Genomic DNA, 23,276 nt, shown 5'->3' with positions numbered 1-23,276 from the left:
TTGATATACCAACAGTTTAATCCATTGTTAAAGTGATAAAAAATCTCACACAATCTTTCATAATTATTCCTATCACCATCATCCTCTACTGTATCAAAAGTCTGTAAAAATTCAAGAAAACCTCGTATATTGAGATGCTTCTCTAAAATTGTTGATTCAACAATATTTTCATAATTCCAAATACAAGCTTTACATAAGAGAACATATGTACTATATTGAAATTAGATAAAAATGAGGGGGAATAAACATGGAAAAGTTACGCACAGCATTGCTTGATTTTAAGCTTGGAGAGGTTGCAGAGCAAATTTTGCAGTTTGCTAAAAAGTCAATTCGTGCTTCAACAACACTTACAGCGGATGAAGCCATTCAAATCGGGCAGTCCAAAATCGGTGGCTCTCCTGATGTACCGACAGATTTTGTATGGCCACTTACAAATAATAATAACCAGCCATTATACTTTCTATGTCAGCTTAATTTAGCAGAAGTGAAGTCGTTTGATTCAAATAACTTGCTGCCTGCTGATGGACTACTATCCTTTTTCTATGATGTCATTGGACAACCTTGGGGCTATGATCCAAATGATGGCGATGGCTTTCACGTTTTCCATTTCACACAAACACCTGACAGTTTACAGCGAATGCAGCAACCCTCAGCATTAACAGAGTATATTGATAGTGCGGTACTACACTTTAGAAATGAATGGACACTCCCATCTTGGGCATCACCTTATAGCAAAAATTTAGAAACCATCTTAACAGAGGAACAACAAGATGCCTACAATGACTTTTTTTATGATTGGGTCGATGAAGAGGCTACGGAACAGACGACACATCGTATAGATGGTCATCCAGATACGATTCAAGGGGATATGTATTTAGAATGTCAGCTTGTCACAAATGGTTTATATTGCGGGGATTCAACAGCCTATAATCACCCATTACGCAAGGAGCTTGAACCACACGTAAAGGATTGGCAGCTCCTATTACAGCTTGATTCGGAAGATGATCTAGGCTATATGTGGGGCGATAGTGGCAAACTATATTTTTGGATTCGTGAGGAGGACTGCAAAAACAAAGACTTCGATAAAGTATGGACTGTTTTGCAGTGCTATTGACTATTTGTAAGTAATGATTCAGCGGTTTTTATTAATCGGTGATGTTTCCCTATAGGAGCATCGCCAAGCCTTGCTTTATGATCAAAGTCGTATCAATTATATAATTTTTCATATCTTCTATCATCCTCGCATTTATATGTTAAAGTAGAACTATATTTTGGAAAATAGTGTTCGAATTGCAGTATATTGATGCACAGTGGATCACAGTGATGCTTATAATGTCGTTGAATCCTCCCATATCTTAGAAACCTTAATATATTGTCTAGCGAAGGTTTGTACGAAATTTTTGATATAGTTCTTTCTGAGAAAAAGATAAATGTTACTTTGTATATTTTTGAGGATTTTGTAGATGAAAAAAATATGGAGGTTGTGAAGTATTTTGTAGAGAAGATTCCTACCATGTACGGGATAGGAAAAAGTGAATTACTTAAGATAAGAGATTCTAGTGACCTTGTAAAATACTTCATTGAGCTTAATCTTGATGAATTATCAGATAAGTTGTGCAAAAATTTTTTATGTTAGTTCTGAAAAAGAAATCACATCAGAAATGTTTATTCAAACATTAGATCTTAGAACAGTTATCATTGCACCTAAAAAAGATAATACGATTGATTGCACATTAGATTTTTCTGATGAATAACTAGTAGTAAGGTTTAATGATAAATTTGAAATTTACGATATTTCGCACGAAAGTTAATTTTAATCGAGCGGTTGTTCTTTCATAAAAAGTAAGACATTCAGATTGCTTTGCGAGCTGTATCATGAACTAACAGAAGAACTTACGGAGTATGCAAAAAGACAAGGGTTCATAGAGGGAGGAGTTCCATGAAAACTAAACAATTTACCGAAAACGAAACTTTATGGCTACAGCTTGAGCAAGAACTACTTGCTAAACAATATAAAGTTGAAACAGAAGGTTATCCTTCTAAAATCATCACCCTGTCTTTTTTACTGGACACCATTACGCTGCATGAAGTGCTTTGCCATTATCAGCAGCTTGAATTGCTTGATAAATTTCGTCAAGAGCTAGACTTTGAAACACAGCGCTATTGTCTTTCTCGCTTTATCGAAGAGCATCAATCATTAACTTACTTACCATTACTATTCTACTATGCAGTGAATTTAAGTAAATATGGTGCTAGCTATTCCTATTTAACAGTCAAGAAGCTGCTGGCAACAATTAAAGAATTAGATGCAGTAGCATATAACTCATTAATCACAGTCGGCTCTGGTACTTTGCCAACACATAAACAGCAAATGGCATCCAATCTAATTTTCTGCCAAGCAAATGATGTACTAGCCACGATTACGATTAAAATTAAAGAAGAGTGCGAGGAAGCTTATCGTCAAGCATTGGAATACTTAAATACATTATTAGAAGAGGATTTCCCTAAAAGCTATGGCATTTATTATGAAGGTAAAAGTGACTTAGTGTTGCCAATCGAGCATTTACCTGTCACATCATCACATCATTTCTTTACTAAAGCTCTCAGCTACCCTAGCCTACATGCTGCACTAGTTGAGTATAGTTATAAGGCGATGGAACAGTACCATTTTTATCAAGATGTTGATGAAGAAGAAGCAGCAATGCCAAGTACATTCGCTGTTTTCGGTCTTGGCTTATACGATAAAAGCTATGGCAAGCTTGTTATCGACTATATGTATGAATGCGATGGCGATCATTCGCCAATGCCTGAATACTTTGCAAAAGCCTATGTAGAAACATTTGGTCTAACACCTGAAACATTGCCTGTATTTGTATGTACTGTGCTAGCTGTTCAAGAAGTTCCATACGATGATATCTTTGAAAAAGCTATGAGCACAGATATCAATTTACAATGGTTCGAAAAATTTATGAAGACGCCATTTGAAGAGCTTTGCCCATTTATTCCTCTAGAACAAAGTGAACACATTGAAGAATATAAAGATATGGTTGTAGCGCAGCTTTTATATACATGCTTTGGCATCATCCATTTGAATGACTTTACTAGTTCAGCATTTATGCGCATTCCAGAGCCATATCGCACACGCTTTGAGCCGATTATTAAAGAGCTTATATAAAAACAGGAGAAATTTTATGACAGCCTATGACAAATCGAAATGGCATTTTGATGCAGAGGACTTTCCACAGGAGTTATCTACTGATCAAGGTACAGTGCATATCGCGTTTTTTTACCGTTGGATGTTAGAGCATCAATTAGCAAATACGACTGTCATCGAAGAAGACGACCCAGGGCTTTATGAACAGCTAATGATAGGTGAAATAACAGCGCTCGATTTTTTCATTGAGTTTTACGATGGAGTTTTGATAGATGAAGATTTAACGGAAGAAGGAGCTGCGTTTGCATCTACCTATTACGATGCCTATTTAACTGACTATGAAAACCTCCCATTACAGCTTTTCGATGGATACGATTCACTGTATGCAGCTATTTATAATGAAGAAAATTATGCACTTGTTGCAAGGTTGTTGGAGGGAAAATTTAAAGCTTTTTTAAAATAGATTATAAGCCTAAAGTAATGATTCGCCCATAAACGAATAAGTTCGTAGCAGATTGCTTACAAAAACAGCTTCAATTTGCGTAAGCAATCGATATTTTCACAATAGATTTGTTAATATTTATACAGCTTAACAACTGTATACAAGCTGTTATTAGAGAGATTAGGCCTTAATTTTTACGGAGAAAAGGGCTGAAAAATGCTGATTCAAGATAAAGGAGCTGGACAAAATGAAAACAATAGACTACTTAAGAGATATGTATAGAGATGATTATTACCCAAAATTTTTAGTTGATAAGATTAAAATGTTATTAGAGGGTATTGTTCAATATTTAGAGCAAGCTCCTCACTCTTTAGAGGATATCCAACAAAAACTGGACGAGATGACACTTGCTATTAATGATTTGGAAGATGAGTTTTATGAACATGACAGTGAAATTGAAACAGCTGCCAGAGATAGCATTGCAGAAACAGTGATTGATATATTGCAGGCATACAATATTGAGATTGATGTAGAGGACGCATTAAGAGAACGCGAGTGGTAAAGGTGATTTTTTGTTACTGTAGGACTATGAAAGAGCTTGCGCAAAAATATGGCGTAGGCATTTTGATGTCGTATTGTTGGTGAAATTTTATCTTCATTTAGCAAATGTTTTCTATAGCGAAAAGAACAAAAAACATTTGCTGAATGAGGTAATCTATTTGATTGTCAGCTTATAATCGTTAGGTATTTTTTCCTTATGTGATTCAAGCTGTGAAAACTTTTTCAACTATACTACTCGCTTTCATATATTTAAAAGTTCTGTTGCTCTAGATTTCATTAATAAATCTACTTCATCTATGCCCATTTCAAACATGACGCTAGTGTTTGTAACAGGTTGGAAATAGTAGTCTACTTTACGCTTATCAAATTGCTGTTCTAATTCTTTCCATTGTACGACTGGTAGCAATGCAAAAGCCAGAGTATCATTGCCTAATGATTCCATAAACCAACGAATTTGATATTGAGGGGAGAGCATTTCCTGCATAGCTCGAATTGCACTATCCCTATCAGTTACATCATCAGCAAAGGGAATCGTCATTGAATTTTCTTGGGAGGATAGAACAATATCCACACCTCTAGGTTTATCTATCTCAATAATTTCACAATTGATTTGATCTGACACAGGCAATTGCTCGTTAAAGTAATCTATTAAGTCTTCTTCAGCTTCTCGCCAATCTATCCAAATGAGCAGACCATTTTGATTATATATTTTTTCAAGTGTTAAATTGGTTAAGAAATCCGCAATCTTCTGTTGATTCGTCATTTCCCTCACTCCTCGTTATGTTTTTACTTCACTACATAAAAAATGAGTAACTTATTCTACTGCCTCTAGCAATTGAAAAGCTCACACATTGCCACACTGTTTCAGCAAAGCTAAATGATTGACATTTAAGCTAGGCTTCATCGCTTCGCTTTATTTTTTAATCTGTCTACCTTTTTGGGGCATATCAAAATAGGATAGCCGCTTTCTCGACAACCTCTATTATCAGCTTGTCGCTAAATTAAGATAAGTATTATCAAAGCGAGCTTTTTTTAAATCTTCAACATGAATTAAAAATTCCAAATATCCCGCGTCCCACCAACACATATTCGCTGCATTTAAAGAGGATAAAGAGAACAATACTTCCCAATTTTGCGCCTCTTCTAGTGCCTCATGTCGCAATTTTTCTGGCATTTTATGAGTGTTATATAAAAAGGCACTTAGCCCATTTCGGCACAAATATGCATCTAGCTGTGTTTCCCCATCCCAAGTTTGCAATCCTCCAGCAAGTGCATCACTTACACCACACACCTCTGTATAAATGTCCTCATATTCCTCAAACAGCATTTCTGAGTCTTCCCCTAAATCAGGCAATGACAAACAAGGTTGCCAAGTTACTTGATGAGAAATAAAATCACGTTCTTCCGCATTTACTTCCTCTACGCCTTCAGGCAAGCTTGCCAAGGTCAAATTTGCTAAGTCACCGTTATAATAAATGACTTGATGCTCAACATCATAGGCAGGCTCGTCCAAACCTAAAAAGAAATAAAACATCCCCGATGATGGCCAATTATCTGAAGGCAAAAATGGCAATTCACTCAAATTTATTTGCGCTAAAAAAGTATAAGCTTCTCCATCCTCAGTACATGGCCATTCTATAGATGGTGGTAAATCAGGGCATCCTGCTATACGACTGTTCCCAATTTGCTCATAATTTTCCTTACTAGCAAGCTCGAATCGTAGCGAAACTTGAGCATGCTCCATCAATACTGTTTCCAGCTCCTTCTCTCCAGCTACATTAAACTTATTAAATATATCCGTAATCGCTTGTTTACGCCAATTTTCTCGCATCATACCACTCCCCTTTTTATGTTATTTAGTTTAACATAGTAATGACAATTACAAGGCAATGCTTATTTTTTCGCCTATACAATCAATTTCGCCTTGGCGTAATTGTATCTGCGCTTTGCTTTTAATGCAAAAAACATTTGCTGAATGAAGATAAATGGTGCGAGAATTGAAATTACCGAGATAGCCGCTTTCCTCAAATCACACGTACCCTTTCATGCAAGACGTTTCCATTCTTTCTGTGCTGAGAAACAGACTTTAAATCACTGTATTTCAAGCCTTTCAGAGAGCATTTTTCTAAAAGGTTAAATTTTCCATCAAAGACTTTTATCTACTTTCCCGAAACCACTTTTACCAACTATTCATTTCTCCAAGGATCTCCCGCATCACTATTCAACCATGAAAGAAAATTATCAGTTATATCATTTTCGGTAGGAACACCATATCCATCACTTACTAATTGGAAGTTAACAGCTTCCTCTACCGCCCTCATTAAAAGATGATACCCACCATTATCGTTACCGATAGAAACATAGCCTGGTGCATAATTTTGAACTTCATATGTTTTATTCATTTCAATTAATCCATCTGTTGAATATAGCTGAACTAAATTACTATACACTCCGTTTGATGCACCTAATAACTCTTTATATACTTTCGGTAGCACTATTTGTAGTTCTTTTTCAACCTGCTGTATTTCGTCTACAGTTGCTGGTTCATACAAATCAATAGCCCATTTATTGAATTGAAACGCTGTTCTATGCTTACTAGCCATTTATTCCTCCAAAATGCAATGTATTATTTTGTTTAACAACAAGCGTTGCTAAATGTCCTTGTAAATAATTTGGCTTTGTATCAAAATCAATTAACAGCTCAGATTCATGATCCATCAAAAAATAAAGCGGATACATGGCTTCTTCTACTTGCTTTGTTGTAATTGGTGAAGTAAGTTCTGTATCATCTGATAAAATTACTTTACCCTCTGCTGCAATTTCCTCATTTATATTTATAACAATTTGATTGGCAATGTATAGGTTTATAAATGATTTGATCTTCTGCTCCTGACGATTTAAGAAATCCACCTTGTCATCAATACATTTCATTACATCCTCTGATAGTTCGAGTTCACACTCTATCTCTACAACTTTCTTCCATACGTTTTTCGCAATCATGCTACGATTCACCTCAGCGAAAATAATTTAATTTTCATATTAATTATATTCTACTAAAAATCTCCCTCAAGAATCCATAATCCTCATCGCAAGTTTTCTTGATTCAGTGGATTACTAAATCAAAGTCTGAATTGACATAAAAAAACTGTATACACTCGTCATCATCGGAGTTTGTATACAGTCTAAAAAATCTTGCTATTATGCAGAGCAAGAACAAGAACCACCTGAACCACAGCCTCCAGCACATGAAGAACCAGATGCAAAGAAAGGATTACTTACAGGCACTTTTACTGCTTCTGATACAGTTTTTCCTATAAGCAGGCTTATCTCGTCGAGTAAATCTTGAAAATCGTTTTCAGCTATCTTTAAGGCTGAAACCTTTTCATTTAAATCGAGTGCGCGCTTTTGCTGACGAATCGATTTCATGATTGTATGATAGTCCGGATGGTATTTTCCGAAACGTTGTACATCTTCGTACTGCTCTTTCATGCGATTAAATGCGTGTATAGCTTCGATTAATTGAACATCACTATAGACAGCATCATAAGCTTGTTGCAGTATTTTCGCAGGCTCAGAGGAAAGGATCATCTCACAAAGCGCATCGGCCTCATCCAGTATGATTACCCAGTCAGAGGTCATCATCATAGTTAATTCCCCCAATCTCTTACCCATCATAACAGATTTTGTGGTAATTTTACATTATTGATATTTTTACATGAAGGAGTTTTTATGTTGGCTACATCATCCAAAGAACAAATCGAAGAATTACTAGCAAATTTTTTACAAGAAAGCACTGCTGAAGATGAAGAGGTTTTATTGCATTTATTATCAGGGCTTCGTGCAAAGCAACAAGGGGTACATCGACGATATATTAATGCTGCCCTACATATGGTAGGTAAATTTGAGCCAGAAATTAGTGAGGTTCGAATTCCAATTACACCAGTTATCCATAATACAATTAAGGTCCCACATGGGGGAATTATTGCAACAATTGCGGATGCAGCAATGGGAGGATTGGCTTCTCGTTCTGTACCAGAAGGCTTTAATGTGGTCACAACAAATATGAATGTCTCTTATATTGCTACAACTACAAATAAAGAGCTAATTGCACGTGGACGCTTTGTACATAAAGGGCGTCAAACACTTGTAATGGAATGTGATATCGAGGATGAAACTGGACGCAAGCTAGCTATTGCAACTGGATCATTTTTTGTCATTCAACGCCGCTCTCAGGCATAAGATTTAGAAAATAATCACGGACACATTGTTGATCGGAAAAAGGGAATTTTTCATTTTTTATTTGTTGAGTTTGTTCATGCCCTTTTCCGGCAACAAGGACAATATCACCTTTTTCAGCCTTTTCTAATGCCTTATGAATCGCAACCTTGCGATCTAGATAAATTTCATAATATTGCTGTTCCGTAAAACCTGCTATGATACTTTCATTAATTAGGATTGGATCCTCATCACGTGGATTGTCAGTTGTTAAAAAAATAATATCTGCATACTTGCTAGCTACAGCACCCATAGCAAAACGTTTTGCCTTATCCCGATTTCCTCCACAGCTAAATACTAGATAAAGTGTTTTCGATCGATCGAATGTCTGTAATACAGCCTGTAATGCCTCTGCAGTATGTGCATAATCCACATACACATCGATGCCAAATGAATTGTCTATTTTTTCAAGTCTGCCTTCTGGTAGTCTTAATGACCACATATGTTCAGCTATCTCCTCAATTGAAAAACCTAAGCGCCATATAGTCATCAACGCGGCTACAGCATTTTGTACATGATATTTCCCAACGAAAGGAATTTCTACGATATGCTCACTTGAGGATGTTTGTAGACAGAGTACCGTTTTGCCAATGGATTCACTGACAATTTGGATATGTAAATCATTGTGATTGTCAAAGCCAAATGAGCAGGATTTTTTCTTATCATAAATACCAACAGAACGACAGAAATTATCATCACCATTTAACACTAGTTTTTTCGATAAATCTGCCAACCTTTTTTTCGCACGCTTATACCCTTCAAGTCCTCCATGATCCTCTAAATGATCCTCTGTTAAATTTAAAAAGACACCACAATCAATATCACAATGATCCAATCGATGCTGTTGTAATCCCATTGAAGAAGCCTCTAAAACAACATGTGTAACACCATTTTGTGCACATTGCTTTAAAATTGGATGCAGTTCCTTTGCCTGCAGTGTTGTTAATTGTTCATATATAGTTTGTTGTTTTTGTCCATTTATAAAAAATCCAACTGTTCCAATAACAGCTACATTTTTATGTAAAGCTCTTAACAATTGGCTTACATAGTGACTTACTGTTGTTTTTCCATTTGTCCCAGTAATGGCGATTACCGTCAATGCTTCTGCTGGGAAGGCCGCAAGCTTTGCACTTGCATACGATAAAAATAAGGCAGTATTCGGAACCCAAACAAAAGGAATATTTTGATCAGTAATAGGTAGTGAGATACTTTCCTCTGAAACAATGGCTACAGCCCCACGTGCCAACGCCTCTTTTACAAAGCGGCTGCCAGACGTTTTCTTGCCCTTTCTTACTATAAAAATATCTCCTGGTTTTACAGCCTGTGCATAGTCCTCAACACCTGTAACAATAGTACGAATAGACCCACCAGTCACACTACATGGCCAATCCTTTAACAGCTCAGCTAATTGCATGCCTCATTCCCCCTTTCAGTTCTCTATCATATGACGGCGTCTGTAACGGTGTGACGAAAAATGTAGGTAGAGGCTTTACTCTTAACAGACCATTTAGAAAATGAAAAAACTGAAGTTCAACTCGGCTGACCAAGTTAATCTTCAGTTACAGATACTATTTTATTGTGTTGACTCATCGATATTCTCTACAGGTTCTTCTGAGTCAATATTCTCACTATCCATATTTTGTGAGGAAGGCTCAATAAAAATTTGTGTATAATAATTTAAAAAGACACCAGAGCCAACTGTTGCATATTTTTCATTCAAAATAACTTTTCGATGCTCAGCAGAATTGAGCCAACCGTGCATGGCCTCTATAGCATCAAAATAAGCCGTCGCTAGATTCTCATTTGCCTCACTATATTCAATCCCTTGTGTTTCTAATCTCTTTTTTAAATCCCCATTTGTAGGTGATTCATGCCCAATAAAGTTTTGAACTTTCATATCCTCACTATGCATTTTAGCTGCTTCTCCTAATGTTACATCAACTTTTAGTGGAAGTAGATGATGATGTTCTCTAGTAACATTCAGTAAATCGTCAAGCTGTTCTGCATTTGCTTCATTGATTTCCTGCTGTAAAAAAGAAGACGGAGGTGTAGGTATAACAAGCTCACCTTGATAAGTCATTTCGTATGGTTGATGAAGAACAAGCGTTTCGCTATTAGTGAAGCGTATACCCTGTAGCTCACTTGTTTCTCTATCTATATAAAGCTGTGCAAAAAGTCCATCGAATTTCACAAGTAAACGGGTCTGCATATCTTCTTCACTCATCGAAAAAACAAAAATATTATCATCAACATTTGCCGCTACTTCATAATCAATGATTGTCATTCGATAAATCTCGTCACGTTTTTGTCCAACTTTGAAAGGATAGGCGTCCAAATCTTCCCCAGCTATGTATACTTGTGTCACTATATTATTTTGAACTCCTACCATAAAAAATGCAGTGGCACTCGTACTATATACCCACCAATCATATCCAAAAGACGATGGTTCCTTACGTGCTGGTTCCCCGTATTGTTTCACAATTGCTTGAACACCTTGACCAATAAATGTCGACATCCCACTTTCCGGCCTTGTCATTGCTCCAACTTCTGGCTGCTTTAATTCTGTTTTTGGTATAATATTAGAATTAGCATTCGGTCCTTCAAGTGGCTCATTTTCACGTGGTGTATTAAAAAACATAAAGCCGATTAACGCAATTGCAGCACATGCCATAAGAATGCGGAATAAAGCTTTCATACATGACTCCTTTTCATCACCAGTATTGTAAGTTATTATATCAATTGTAATTGGGTTGACACAATGTTGTCATTGCAACAATGTCGAATATGCTCTATTATAAAAATGAGCGTATACTTTGTACGAGAACCTAAAGGAGGATTATACATGTATTTTGAAAATACTAACCTTGAAAATTTAACAGCTGATCAAGAACTTATTGAAAGCATTATGGAAAAAAATGGTTTAGAATGTGACGGCGGCTGGGATTATGAGCGTATGACATTTGATAAGCGTTTTGATACTCGTGAAGGTCGTTATTACCTTCGTGTATTCGCATATGCAATTTCTGGTGACGTTGGTGCACACGACGCAATCCTAACGTTAATGAAACCAGCACTTGGTAAATATTATTACCCACATGGTGTTGAATATGGTGATGATGAAGTTTATCCAGCGCACCTAGTAAAAAAATGCGAAGAAATCTTAAAAAAGGTTAAATTAGACTTAGATGAATTCGCAATCCAAACAACAAATAAAAACAATCTTGAACCTGTTAAAGCACGCTAATCTATAATTTTTTAGTAATAGCTATGTTCCTAATTTTGGAAACAGGAAGACTCAAACTCTCCTTTGCGATAACAGCTTCATATATCGTTTTGAAAAGACTGGTGGTCCAGTCTTTTTTATTTTGAGTAAAAATACTTTTTCGTCTCATACTAATATTATCTTTCATAGGATGTAGGTGAGATCAAATGCTACAATTTTTAAAACACCCTTTTTTTCGCCACCCAATAATTGTTATTGCATTAGGAATAGCACTTCTTTGGTTTATATCGCTATCATTGCCAATATTACTTGCCTACGTCACCGCCATATTATTAGAGCCTATCATCATTCGTATCAGCAAAAGATTCCGAAAAAAACGTAAAATTATTGTGTCCATTTTTTTTATATTCTTTTTAAGTATAACCATATTACTATGTATCCTCATACTATTTATAAGCTGGAAACAATTTTCAACATTCATCATTCATATTCCTGATTATCTCAATCAACTGTCATCCATATGGATTCAAATGCAATCCAAGCTTTCTAACTATACGTATCATTTACCAGTAGATCTTGTCATCCAAATTCAACTACTCATTTCACGAGCTTTAACATCCATTGAAAAATTTGCTTTATCTTTAACAAACGTAAATGTTTGGTCATCATTGCTTACCTATATTCCTTCACGTCTGTTTGATATATTTGTTTATTGGATTGTACTATATATGTTACTTTTAGAGCTGCCAGCCATCAATCGTAAAATGTTAGCACCCTTTCCCTTTCACTATCATCAAAAAATATTATTTATTGGTCAAAGAGTGAAACTTGCTTTATTCGGTTTTATGAAAGCACAATTTTTAGTTGGTATTTGCATTTTTGCTATTGCCTTTGGAACATTTTTTATACTTAAAACACCATTTCCACTTATATTAGCACTTTTGCTTGTTATTTTAGATGTTATTCCTTTTTTAGATTCATTTATATTGCTCTTGCCTTGGGCGATATATAAAGCCTTTACAGGTGACTATGTCTTTGCTATTGCACTTGTGGTGTTAACCATTGTCTTATTTTTGGTTCGACGTATGATTGAACCTAAAGTAATTGGCAATAAAGTTGGACTTTCCTCTCTTACAACATTTATTGCTATGTTTATCGGCTTTAAAATATTTGGGTTTCTCGGAATTTTAATTGGCCCTTTACTAGTCGTTGTTGTTCTTTCTTTATTTAATCAGACATCCATAAAAAATCTCCCACCTTCTCAATAAAAAGTGGGAGATCTTTGTTAAACCCCTAAAATAGCTTTAATAACAGAAGTTGTTTCACCTGGTTCAAATAAAACATAAAGTAAAACGTACACTAACACCCCTGTAATGGCTACAAAAAACCAAATAATACTTGTAATCGGTCCAATACGACGGTGAAGCTTAATATTCATTTTTAAACCAGAGATAATGCTCACAATCCCAAATACAGCTCCTGTAGTAGCTAAAATAATGTGGAAAATTAAGAAGAACGTATAATATGGTTTTAAATCTTCTCCACCACCAAATGCTGTATTACCAATAAATACTGTACGTGATGCATAAATGATAAAGAAGATAAGTGCCGCAATACCAGCAGCCAACATTACTTTTTTATGTGCCTCAACTTTTCTTTTTATAATCAAGCCCCAGCCAATCGCTACAAGTACTGCACTGATCACGATGAATGATGTACTTAGAGTAGGTAAAATTTGCAGTTCCATTCACAAAACTCCTTATAGAAAATTTCTACTTTCAATTAATGTTGCTGTTGACTTTCCCATTTTTGTTGATGCGCCTTTAATGCATCAGCAGTAATTTTATCTGGATCCTTTTGTTCTGAGCGATACCATTTAATAAAGATTGATCCAAGTAATACTCCGAAAATAAGCTCTTGTAATATTTTCATCAGAACACCACCTAGTTGCTGATCAGCAACAGGCTTCATATCAGTAAAGAGCTCTGGACCTGATAGAGATAATCCAGATAATGTAGAGGCTGGTACACAAAGTTCCATTGCCTTTAGCCACGCATCACCATTTGTATAGGTTTCATACATAGCGTTGGGCGCAAAAATGATTAATGCACATGCAGGTGTAATTAATACTGCATTAGCAATTATATAAGCTAATTTATACAAAGGTTTCATTTGTGAACGATTAGGCATGCTTTGAATTAATGGCCAATACATAAAAACAGCAGATACAAATAGTACAAATGTATATGTACCGTGTAAAGTTTCATTTAGTTTAATGTAATCTAAAACTGATGGTAAATGGTAGAAAGAAAACAAACCGATAAAGACAAAGACTGCTACAACAGGTAACGTAAACACTTTAAATATTTTTCTAGCAACAGGCGCTTCTATTGCAACATTCCATACCCACCAAGGAATTCCCTTAATTAAGAAAATCGGAACAAGTAATAATAAAATAGCCATTTGCACCATATGCATTGTAAACATAATGTGCGCCATTAAATCTATTGGAGATCCCTTAATAATATAAATCGTTACCATTGCCAGTACAAAATAAATTGCCTCTCCCTTTTTCAGAGGTTCACTTTCTTTAAAATCCTTACGCCACTTTGTTGTGACTAAAAAGTAGATGACTGTTATGAAAACGAGAACCCCTATTAAATACGGGCTCCATAAAGCTTGGAAACCAAATATACTAAGTGGCATACAGAACGCACTCCTTTAAACTTCAGTACTCCTATTATAGAACGCTTACAACTATACTGCAATGAACGAAAGGTGAACAAATCACTATTGATAGTCTAGGCATATTAAGTTGATGATATAAATATTTTGAAAACTTGTAAATGACATTTATCAAGTTATAAGTACAAACAAGAAAAGCACGTTCCTACATAAATGTAGAGAACGTGCTTCTTTGGTGATTACCACCAAATAATAGTTAAGAATGCTAAGAAGAATGTAAATGCGATTAAAATTCCCATCCACATGAAGAAGCCAATTACACCACCGAAGTGAGTTTTTTTGTCTTCTAAGTGCATGAAAGAGTAAAGTTGAAGAACAACTTGAACTCCAGCAAGTAATAAAACAAACGGGAATATTAAGTATTTAGAAAAATCGGCTGCAACTACTGCGAACGCGATAAATGTAAAGAAAATCATAATCGCAAAGTTGATTACCTGTTTACGCATATGAACGGCATTATGATGACGATCATACTCGTATTGTGCCTGTGACTTAGCAACTATAGGTGTATCGTGTGATGACATTATCCGATCACTCCCATCAAGTATACTACTGTAAAGATGAATACCCAAACTACGTCAATAAAGTGCCAATATAAAGCAGCTACGAAGAATTTAGGTGCATTATATAAGTTTAGTCCACGTTTAGCATTACGAATCATTAATGTTGCAATCCATACAAGTCCTAAACATACGTGGAAACCGTGTGTACCAACTAAAGAATAAAATGCAGTTGCGAAAGCAGATTGGTTAAATGTAAAACCAAGGTGCACATAGTGTTGGAATTCATAGATTTCAAGTGCTAAGAATCCAAGACCTAAAGCTAAAGTAATTGCTAACCAAGTTTGCATGCCTTTAAAGTTAAAGTTACGCATATGGTAAATTGCATATACAGATGTTAGAGATGATGTTAAAAGTAACATCGTCATTGCAAATGCTAAAGGTAATTCAAATAAACCTTGCGTTGTGAACTCCATGCCTGCTGGCCCTTTGTTCTTAAGCGCTAAGTAAGTAGCGAATAAACTTGCGAAAAGTACAACTTCACAGGCAAGGAAAATCCAGAAACCAACGACTTTATTTTTACCTTCCATCGTAGCTTGTTCAGGATGATCTGGCCAAGTATGAGGAGTAAATTTAGTATTGAAATCCATTATTTATTTCCTCCTTTGCCGTAAAGTTTTTCTTCAATTTCAATAATTTCTTCTTTGTGTAAGTGGAAGCCGTGGTCGTCCTTAATAGAACGGAAAATCATAGCACCAAATGTAATTGCTAGACCAATGATCAATACATAAATAGACCATGGCTTATCTGCATCTGGATTATAAAGAGCACCGAATGCCGCAATAAACAGACCCATGGAAATTACGAAAGGAATTGCAGAGTTGTTTGGCATATGGATATCACCTAATGGTTCAGCAAATGTAACTTCTTTATTACCTTCTTGTTTTTCAATCCACCATGGATCTAAACCACGTACAAGTGGTGTTTGACGGAAGTTATAGAATGGAATTGGTTGTGGAATTGACCATTCTAGTGTACGTCCATCGCCCCATGGATCGCGACCTGCTGGTTTGCCTTTGATGGACATTAAGCAGTTGATTACCATCATGATAACCCCTACACCCATCATTGCTGCACCGACAGTTGAAATATAGTTGAACTGATCCCAACCTTGACCTTCCATGTAAGTGAATACGCGACGTGGCATACCCATCAGACCTAGGAAATGTTGTAGGAAGAATGTTAAGTGGAATCCAATGAAGAATACCCAGAAAGTCCATTTTCCTAATGTTTCGTTTAACATACGGTTGAAGAAAATTGGCCAGTAGAAGTGCGCTGAACCAAATAAAGCTGTTACGATACCACCTACGATTACGTAGTGGAAGTGAGCAACGATAAAGTAAGAATCGTGTAGTTGGTAGTCAAGAGGTGCAGATGCTTGCATTACCCCTGTAACACCACCCGCAACGAATGACGGGATGAAACCAAGTGCATAAAGCATTGGTGTTGTAACTTTAATAGATCCGCCCCAAATAGTTAAGATCCAGTTGAACACTTTCATACCAGTTGGTACGGCAATTGCCATTGTTGCAACGGCAAAGATTGCGTTTGCTGTTGGCCCAAGACCAACTGTAAACATATGGTGAGCCCAAACCATGAACCCTAAGAAACCGATTAAAATTGTTGCGAATACCATTGAAGAGTATCCGAATAAACGCTTACGAGAGAACGCTGGAATAATCTCAGAGAATAAACCGAATGCTGGTAATACTAAGATATAAACCTCTGGGTGTCCGAAGATCCAGAATAAGTGTTCCCAAATAATTGTGTTACCACCCATAGTATGGTCAAAGAAGTTACCGCCAAACATACGGTCAAATAACATCATTAATAAACCAATTGTAAGTGGAGGGAATGCGAATAAAATTAAAGCACTTGATACAAGCGATGTCCAAGTGAATAATGGCATACGCATGAATGTCATACCAGGAGCACGCATTGTAATTATCGTAACGATAAAGTTAAGACCTGAAATTAATGTACCTGCCCCTGAAATTTGTAAACCAAGTACATAGAAGTCAATACCATGTCCTGGAGAATATAACGATAATGATGCATAAGAAGTCCAGCCCGCATCAGGAGCGCCACCCATAAAGAATGACAGGTGAAGGAATACTGCACCTAGGAAGAATAACCAGAACCCTAAAGAGTTCAGGAACGGGAATGCAACGTCACGCGCACCAATCTGTAATGGTACTAGCATGTTCATAAATGCGAATAGTAATGGAGTCGCTGCTAGGAATAACATTGTCGTTCCGTGCATTGTTAATAATTCATTGAAAAAACCTGCTGAAATGAAATCGTTATTTGGTTTCATTAACTGAATACGCATTAATAACGCTTCAAAACCAGCGATAGCGAAGAACAATGTACCGGCTAATAAATACATGACTGCTAATTTTTTATGGTCAACAGTAGTAATGTAATCCCAGACAGTTGCTCCAAAGCCCTTTTTCTGTGTGTATGAGCTCACAACTTTTACCTCCCTCAAAGTTTGTTACATAAAACTTAAAATTATTTTTCAACAGATAAGCTCATGATATATGTCGCAAGAGCATCAATTTGTTCGTCAGAAAGTTCACCATATTTATCTGTCATTAAGTTACCTGGTTTAAACTGTTCAGGATCCTTAATCCAAGCTTTTAGGCTCTCTTCATCATGATTTAAGAAACCAGCAACACGGTTACGGTCACCAAATGTCGTTAAGTTAGGACCTGGTGCACCACTAACTCCTGTACCAGAAATTGCGTGACAGCCTAAACAGCTGTTAGCAAATGTTGCTTCTCCAAGATCTGTTGAAGCTTTGTCAGCAACTTTACCTTCTGTTGCTTTCATTGCAGTTACCCATGCATCAAATGCTTCTGGGCTTAAAGCTTTAACTTTGAAGTCCATTAATGCGTGTGAAGGACCACATAACTCAGCACATTTACCATAGAAAACGCCATCTTTAAGGTCTTTCGATTCTTTATCGAATTCTAAGTAGAATTTGTTTAAGTTTTCTACGTTCGTATCCATTTTACCGCCCACAGCAGGAATCCAGAATGAGTGCTTTACATCGGCAGCTTTTAAGTTAAAGTAAACTTTTTGACCTGTTGGTACAACTAATTCTTGTGAAGTTACAATACCTTGGTTAGGGTATTCGAACTCCCACCAATATAATTTTGCAGTTACATTTACTGTAAGTGCTGTTTTGTTACCATCTTCATCTACTTCATCCATTGCAGCAACATCTGCAAATTTATAAGTAGCAGTAACAACTGGTACAGCTAAGATTAATAATAAAATAATTGGAATAACTGTCCAAATCACTTCAAGAGTGTGACTTCCTTCTACTTGCTTAGGAATCACATTTTCGCCAACTTTTGAACGGCGGAATTTTAAGAATGCAAGTAAATAGATAACAGATACGATTACTACCACTAACGTCATAATTCCAGTAGCTAACATTAATAGATTGAATTGTTCTTTACCTACTTGACCAGATGGTTTTAGTGCAGAAATATAATCTTCACCACAACCGGAAAGGAAAACCATCATCACTGCTAGAAGTGAAAAAAGACGCCATTTTTTAAGCCCTTTCATCATAGCTTAATTAAACCCCTCTTTCTTTGTTGTATTTTCATGTGTACCTAGGACATTAGTGCTGTCTATTTGAATTCTTTAGGAAAAGAAAGAATTCCTAAATTTAGCTAAACAACGCAAAAATTATGATGGATACAAATAGTATAGTCATATGATTCAACGAATAGATAAACATTTTATTTGCCCATTTCATATCATCTTTTGCGGTAAAGCCTTTAAAAGCTAGAATTAACCAGCCCAAGTTCAATGCAGTTGCAAGAATTAAGAAGCCAACCCCAAGCTCTGGTAAAAGGAAAGGTAACGGTAATAATAAAAGAATCCAGAATAACATCGAGTATTTCGTTCGTTTAAATCCCTTTACGACAGGTAGCATCGGTATATTAGCAGCACGGTATTCTTCAGTACGTTTCATCGCAAGCGCATAAAAATGCGGTGGTTGCCATGCAAACATGATAAGAAATAAAGCAAGTGCTCCTGGACCTAATGCAGGTTCAACAGCTGCAAATCCAATGACTGGTGGAATTGCTCCTGAAATACTTCCTACTACCGTGTTACTAACATGCTTCCTCTTAGACCACATTGAATATAGAACAACATAAGCAAATATTCCTGCTAATCCCCACATGCCGGCCGCAAACGATGCCGCAAATAACAAAATTTCACCTACAATTAAAAATGAGAGGGCAATGGTCAATACAAAATTCGGCTTAAATCTACCTGTTACTGTCGGTCTTGCCTTCGTTCTTTTCATGATTGGATCTATATCCTGGTCAATGAAGTTATTCATTGCACCTGAGCCACCAATTATGAGTGCCGCTCCCAGCATGGTGAACAATATGACATCTAACTCTTGCAAGAAATGTCTACTAGTAAATTGAAATGCCAGCCATATCCCTGTAAACGTTGTGACAAGATTCGAGTTAACGATTCCAATTTTTATCAGTGCTAAGAAATCTTTTACAACAGATGTTGATTCTGGTCCAGTATTTCTAGTAGCCGACAATGCACGACCGTTTGACATGTTACCTCTCCTTTCATTTTTGTAAGCATATTCCGCTACAATTACTATAGCGAAATTTGCGATTGATTTCTAGACATTAAGTGAAATTTAGATGAAGTTGTAAAAATTAGTTTTGTCTAGAAATATAATTAAAAACAACATATCTATAGTAAAACATTTTCTAAAATGAATTGTGAAGGTTAAAGCACGAAATTATGAACAATTTGTGAAATGGATTCGACATCTAAAACTCCCTTCTCTTTACAAGTTGTTTTTTACCTGTATTTTCGATATTATCTAGTAGCAGAAACATTACTTTCATGTAATGTTGATAGATAAAGTAGGTGACTCATTTTATGCAACACAACAGGTATATGAAGTGGTTTGCTGTTGCCGCTACAGTTGGAATGCTCCTTATTTTACTTGGTGGAGCACTTGTTACCAAAACAGATAGTGGCTTAGGCTGTGGTCGAAATTGGCCTGATTGCAATGGTTCTCTTATTCCAAAAGAAATTACACCAGAAGTTTTAATTGAATTCTCACATCGTCTTGTAACTGGAGTCGTATCTATTTCAATTCTTGTGTTAACAATTTGGACATGGCGTAAACTCGGTCATATTCGTGAAGTAAAACTATTAGGTTTCCTAGCGATGTTCTTCTTAATCGCGCAAGCTCTCATTGGCGCAGCTCAGGTATTGTGGGGACAAGGTGACTTTATATTAGCCCTCCACTTCGGAATTTCCTTAATTTCTTTTGCTGCTGTTCTTCTTCTCTCTATGATTGTATTTGAAGTGGATCGAAAATTTGATGCAGTTAACGTTTTTATTGGAAAAAAATTACGCTGGCACACGATTGCTGTCACAATTTATTCTTATTTAGTCGTTTATACAGGTGCGCTTGTACGCCATACGGATTCTAGTTTAATATGTCCTGATTGGCCGTTCTGTTACAACGAAACACCTCTAGCACCTCTAAATAATATGTATGAATGGGTGCAGATGGGGCACCGCTTAGCTGTTCTTATCTTTTTCATTTGGATTGCATACATAACTTGGCATGCTGTAAAAGAATATAAAAATCAACGTGTTATTTACTATGGTTGGGTGATTGCTTTTATTATAGTAATTTTACAGGTAATTGCTGGTATGTTAGTAGTCCTAACTAAATTAAATTTAATTGTCGCATTATTACATTCATTATTTATCTCAATTTTATTCGGTCTACTTTGCTACATGATAATGCTAGTTGCACGTAGCAATTATAATGAAAAAAATAAATAATACTAGAAAAAGATTCGTGCTATTAAATGACGAATCTTTTTTTGTTTTTCTATCTAAAATACCCCCGCTAAATCATTTACTCACCTCAGCAGGCCATTTGTACATATGATGAATCAAGATAAATTGTCAAAAAATAGACATAATGACATATAAAAAGGGTAATAGATCGCTAGTAAAAGCGCTCCATTAACCCTTTTTCATTACCTATTATTCAATTTCAATTAACAAATCACCTGTTGAAATCGCATCGCCTGCACTTGCATAGACCTCTTTCACAATCCCATCTTTTGGTGCTTGGACGGTTGTTTCCATTTTCATGGCCTCCGTAATTAGCAGGTGGTCTCCTCGTTTCACTTGACTGCCCTTCGATACCACTACCTTTAACACAGTTCCTGGCATTGTGGCACCGATTTGATTAGGATTGCTTGGATCTGCCTTTAACGCTATACTGCCATCCACCTCAACCGTCATATCTTGAATCACAAGTTCACGAGATTGACCGTTTAGCTCAAAGTAAATGACGCGTGTTCCATCGTGCTGTGGCTCACCGATAGAGACTAGTTTTATAATCAGCGTTTTACCTTTTTCGATTTCGACCTCGATTTCTTCCCCAAGCTTTAATCCATAGAGGAAGGTCGGTGTATCCAATACCGAAATATTGCCAAAGGAGTCCACTGTTTTGGCGTATTCTTCAAATACTTTTGGATAGAGTGCATAAGCGAGTACATCTTTCTTCGTGACTGGACGATTTAATTTGTCCTCCAACACTGCTTTCAACTGCTCGAAATGGACAGGCTCTAGTAGTTCACCCGGACGTACTGTGATCGCTTCACGGTCCTTTAACACAACCTTTTGCAGTGCCTCAGGGAAGCTGCCGTGTGGTTGTCCTAAATATCCTTGGAAGAACTCAATGACAGAGTCTGGGAAGTCGATCGTTTGCCCTCTTGTTAAGACTGTCTGTTCGTCTAATTCATTTTGCACCATAAATAATGCCATATCCCCGACTACTTTTGAGGATGGAGTAACTTTAACAATATCACCAAATAGAAGGTTCACGCGAGAATACATGCGTTTCACTTCCTCCCATCTATCGCCAAGGCCAACTGCTTTTGCCTGCTGCTGTAGATTACTGTACTGACCGCCTGGCATTTCATGCACATAAATTTCAGAATGCGGGCTCATCATGCCACTTTCAAAATCCTTATAATAGTGACGTACATCCTCCCAATAGTAGGATAGCTCTTCTAATGCATCAATATCGGCACGGACTGCACGGGAACCGCCCTTCATCGCATAATACAGGGAGTTCGCACTTGGCTGTGACGTTAAGCCCGCCATCGAACCGAGGGCTGTATCGATAATATCTACGCCTGCTTCAATGGCTTTGGCATATAGATAAATACCGTTTCCGCTTGTGTCGTGTGTATGCAAGTGGATTGGCAAACTTGTTGTCTCTTTTAACTCGGAAATTAAACGATACGCTGCTTCTGGTTTTAATAAACCAGCCATATCTTTAATGGCTAAAATGTGAGCACCTGTTGCTTCTAGCTCCTTCGCCATGTCCTTATAATATTGCACCGAATATTTCGCACGTGTATCATCCAAAATATCGCCTGTGTAACAGATGGCTGCCTCGGCAATTTTCCCTGATTGACGTGCCGCATCAATGGCTGTTTCCATCCCTTTTATCCAGTTTAAGCTATCGAAAATACGGAACACATCAATTCCTGATGCCGCTGATTCTGCGATAAATTCACGGATTAAATTATCAGGGTAGTTGGTATAGCCTACCGCATTGGCCCCACGCAGTAACATCTGGAATAGCACATTTGGTACCTGTTCACGCAGCTTCGCAAGGCGCTCCCATGGATCTTCTTTTAAGAAACGATAGGCCACATCAAATGTTGCCCCTCCCCACATTTCGAGCGAGAAGAAATTATGCATCAGGCGCGCTGTGGCGTCTGCAATTTGGAACATATCCTGTGAACGTACACGTGTTGCCAGTAAGGATTGGTGTGCATCTCGGAACGTTGTATCGGTAAGCAGTACATCTTCCTGTGCCTGAATCCATTTCACAAACCCCTCTGCTCCTTGGGCATCTAGAATTTGCTTTGTTCCTGCTGGTGGCACAATGAATGAATCCACTTTTGGCATGCCCGGCTGTACAAAAATTGGCTTGGCCTTCTTTTCTACCCCTGGGAAGCCATTTAATGTCACATTGCCAATATAGCTTAACAGCTTTGTCCCACGGTCCTTGCGCACAGGGAAATGAAATAGCTCAGGTGTAGTATCGATAAAGCTTGTATCGAAGGCACCTGTTAAAAACTTCTCATGCGTCACCACATTATTTAAAAACGGAATATTTGTTTTGACCCCGCGAATACGGAATTCTTTTAAGTTACGGTCCATTTTCGCAGCAGCTTCTTTAAACGACATTCCTGATGTTGAAATTTT

General features: G+C 36.9%; 23 protein-coding genes. 8 read left to right on the top strand and 15 right to left on the bottom strand.

Annotated features, from left to right (window positions below):
- The first annotated feature begins 247 nt into the window (after positions 1 to 247).
- The 4 genes from AC1RNS_RS06185 to AC1RNS_RS06170 all read left to right on the top strand — a co-directional run bounded on the left by AC1RNS_RS06185 (position 248) and on the right by AC1RNS_RS06170 (position 4,158).
- Positions 248 to 1,114, top strand: a complete 867-nt coding sequence (locus AC1RNS_RS06185) for a YwqG family protein (RefSeq protein WP_492991463.1) — start codon at positions 248 to 250, stop codon at positions 1,112 to 1,114.
- 825 nt (positions 1,115 to 1,939) lie between these two features.
- Positions 1,940 to 3,175, top strand: a complete 1,236-nt coding sequence (locus AC1RNS_RS06180) for a DUF6138 family protein (protein WP_492991462.1) — start codon at positions 1,940 to 1,942, stop codon at positions 3,173 to 3,175.
- A gap of 16 nt (positions 3,176 to 3,191) precedes the next feature.
- Positions 3,192 to 3,617, top strand: a complete 426-nt coding sequence (locus tag AC1RNS_RS06175) for a DUF7832 domain-containing protein (RefSeq protein WP_492991461.1) — start codon at positions 3,192 to 3,194, stop codon at positions 3,615 to 3,617.
- 226 nt (positions 3,618 to 3,843) lie between these two features.
- Positions 3,844 to 4,158 (top strand): DUF5713 family protein, encoded by a 315-nt coding sequence (locus tag AC1RNS_RS06170; protein WP_484511505.1) that lies wholly within the window; start codon positions 3,844 to 3,846, stop codon positions 4,156 to 4,158.
- 240 nt (positions 4,159 to 4,398) lie between these two features.
- Here AC1RNS_RS06170 and AC1RNS_RS06165 read toward each other — a convergent pair whose 3' ends face one another.
- The 5 genes from AC1RNS_RS06165 to AC1RNS_RS06145 all read right to left on the bottom strand — a co-directional run bounded on the left by AC1RNS_RS06165 (position 4,399) and on the right by AC1RNS_RS06145 (position 7,802).
- Entirely contained in the window at positions 4,399 to 4,920 is a 522-nt protein-coding gene (locus AC1RNS_RS06165) for a hypothetical protein (RefSeq protein ID WP_492991460.1), read from the bottom strand.
- Between the two features lie 222 nt (positions 4,921 to 5,142).
- On the bottom strand, positions 5,143 to 5,988 hold the full coding sequence (locus tag AC1RNS_RS06160) for a YwqG family protein (protein WP_492991459.1): 846 nt from the start codon (positions 5,986 to 5,988) through the stop codon (positions 5,143 to 5,145).
- A 355-nt stretch (positions 5,989 to 6,343) separates the two neighbouring features.
- Positions 6,344 to 6,760, bottom strand: coding sequence for an SMI1/KNR4 family protein (locus tag AC1RNS_RS06155; protein ID WP_492991458.1), 417 nt, complete (start codon positions 6,758 to 6,760; stop codon positions 6,344 to 6,346).
- Positions 6,753 to 7,157: a hypothetical protein gene (locus AC1RNS_RS06150; RefSeq protein WP_492991457.1), complete on the bottom strand. Its 405-nt coding sequence runs from the start codon at positions 7,155 to 7,157 to the stop codon at positions 6,753 to 6,755. Before AC1RNS_RS06150 ends, AC1RNS_RS06155 begins: the two co-directional genes overlap by 8 nt.
- A gap of 198 nt (positions 7,158 to 7,355) precedes the next feature.
- Positions 7,356 to 7,802 carry a YlbF/YmcA family competence regulator gene (locus AC1RNS_RS06145; protein ID WP_492991456.1) on the bottom strand — a complete coding sequence of 149 codons (447 nt, stop codon included), beginning with the start codon at positions 7,800 to 7,802 and terminating at the stop codon, positions 7,356 to 7,358.
- A gap of 87 nt (positions 7,803 to 7,889) precedes the next feature.
- On the opposite strand from AC1RNS_RS06145, the gene AC1RNS_RS06140 reads away from it, so the two are divergent.
- Positions 7,890 to 8,396, top strand: a complete 507-nt coding sequence (locus AC1RNS_RS06140) for a PaaI family thioesterase (protein WP_492991455.1) — start codon at positions 7,890 to 7,892, stop codon at positions 8,394 to 8,396.
- On the opposite strand, the gene AC1RNS_RS06135 is transcribed toward AC1RNS_RS06140, so the two are convergent.
- Positions 8,371 to 9,846, bottom strand: a complete 1,476-nt coding sequence (locus AC1RNS_RS06135) for a UDP-N-acetylmuramoyl-L-alanyl-D-glutamate--2,6-diaminopimelate ligase (RefSeq protein WP_492991454.1) — start codon at positions 9,844 to 9,846, stop codon at positions 8,371 to 8,373. The genes AC1RNS_RS06140 and AC1RNS_RS06135 overlap by 26 nt on opposite strands.
- Positions 9,847 to 10,005: 159 nt before the next feature.
- Positions 10,006 to 11,127 (bottom strand): CAP domain-containing protein, encoded by a 1,122-nt coding sequence (locus AC1RNS_RS06130; protein WP_492991453.1) that lies wholly within the window; start codon positions 11,125 to 11,127, stop codon positions 10,006 to 10,008.
- Between the two features lie 147 nt (positions 11,128 to 11,274).
- Here AC1RNS_RS06130 and AC1RNS_RS06125 point away from each other — a divergent pair, with 147 nt between their 5' ends.
- Positions 11,275 to 11,676 carry a YugN family protein gene (locus tag AC1RNS_RS06125; RefSeq protein WP_492991452.1) on the top strand — a complete coding sequence of 134 codons (402 nt, stop codon included), beginning with the start codon at positions 11,275 to 11,277 and terminating at the stop codon, positions 11,674 to 11,676.
- Between the two features lie 185 nt (positions 11,677 to 11,861).
- Complete coding sequence (ytvI, locus tag AC1RNS_RS06120; RefSeq protein WP_492991451.1) at positions 11,862 to 12,923, top strand: sporulation integral membrane protein YtvI; 1,062 nt, start codon at positions 11,862 to 11,864, stop codon at positions 12,921 to 12,923.
- A 17-nt stretch (positions 12,924 to 12,940) separates the two neighbouring features.
- Here ytvI and AC1RNS_RS06115 read toward each other — a convergent pair whose 3' ends face one another.
- From AC1RNS_RS06115 to cyoE, 7 genes are all read right to left on the bottom strand, one after another.
- Complete coding sequence (locus AC1RNS_RS06115) at positions 12,941 to 13,402, bottom strand: DUF420 domain-containing protein (RefSeq protein WP_492991450.1); 462 nt, start codon at positions 13,400 to 13,402, stop codon at positions 12,941 to 12,943.
- A 35-nt stretch (positions 13,403 to 13,437) separates the two neighbouring features.
- Positions 13,438 to 14,361 (bottom strand): cytochrome c oxidase assembly factor CtaG, encoded by a 924-nt coding sequence (gene ctaG / locus AC1RNS_RS06110; RefSeq protein ID WP_492991449.1) that lies wholly within the window; start codon positions 14,359 to 14,361, stop codon positions 13,438 to 13,440.
- A gap of 218 nt (positions 14,362 to 14,579) precedes the next feature.
- The gene (locus tag AC1RNS_RS06105) at positions 14,580 to 14,924 is read right to left on the bottom strand and encodes a cytochrome C oxidase subunit IV family protein (protein ID WP_492991448.1); all 345 of its coding nucleotides are present in this window, start codon (positions 14,922 to 14,924) and stop codon (positions 14,580 to 14,582) included.
- Entirely contained in the window at positions 14,924 to 15,550 is a 627-nt protein-coding gene (locus tag AC1RNS_RS06100) for a cytochrome c oxidase subunit 3 (protein ID WP_054770799.1), read from the bottom strand. Before AC1RNS_RS06100 ends, AC1RNS_RS06105 begins: the two co-directional genes overlap by 1 nt.
- A complete protein-coding gene (gene ctaD, locus AC1RNS_RS06095; protein WP_492991447.1) occupies positions 15,550 to 17,433 on the bottom strand; it encodes a cytochrome c oxidase subunit I in 1,884 nt (627 codons plus the stop codon). The genes AC1RNS_RS06100 and ctaD overlap by 1 nt, the downstream gene beginning before the upstream one ends.
- Positions 17,434 to 17,474: 41 nt before the next feature.
- Positions 17,475 to 18,545 (bottom strand): cytochrome c oxidase subunit II, encoded by a 1,071-nt coding sequence (gene coxB / locus AC1RNS_RS06090; protein WP_492991446.1) that lies wholly within the window; start codon positions 18,543 to 18,545, stop codon positions 17,475 to 17,477.
- A 100-nt stretch (positions 18,546 to 18,645) separates the two neighbouring features.
- The gene (gene cyoE, locus AC1RNS_RS06085) at positions 18,646 to 19,563 is read right to left on the bottom strand and encodes a heme o synthase (RefSeq protein WP_492991445.1); all 918 of its coding nucleotides are present in this window, start codon (positions 19,561 to 19,563) and stop codon (positions 18,646 to 18,648) included.
- A 335-nt stretch (positions 19,564 to 19,898) separates the two neighbouring features.
- Between cyoE and AC1RNS_RS06080 the strand changes: the two genes are divergently transcribed.
- A complete protein-coding gene (locus AC1RNS_RS06080; protein WP_427549929.1) occupies positions 19,899 to 20,822 on the top strand; it encodes a COX15/CtaA family protein in 924 nt (307 codons plus the stop codon).
- Positions 20,823 to 21,029: 207 nt separating this feature from the next.
- On the opposite strand, the gene pyc is transcribed toward AC1RNS_RS06080, so the two are convergent.
- Positions 21,030 to 23,276: pyruvate carboxylase (pyc, locus tag AC1RNS_RS06075; RefSeq protein WP_492991444.1), on the bottom strand; the 2,247-nt coding region annotated here is incomplete at its 5' end.

This window comes from Lysinibacillus sp. GW821-FHT14F06 (genome assembly GCF_058803665.1).
Note: the sequence above shows the minus strand (reverse complement) of the source record. Positions and strands in the feature narration are given on the sequence as shown.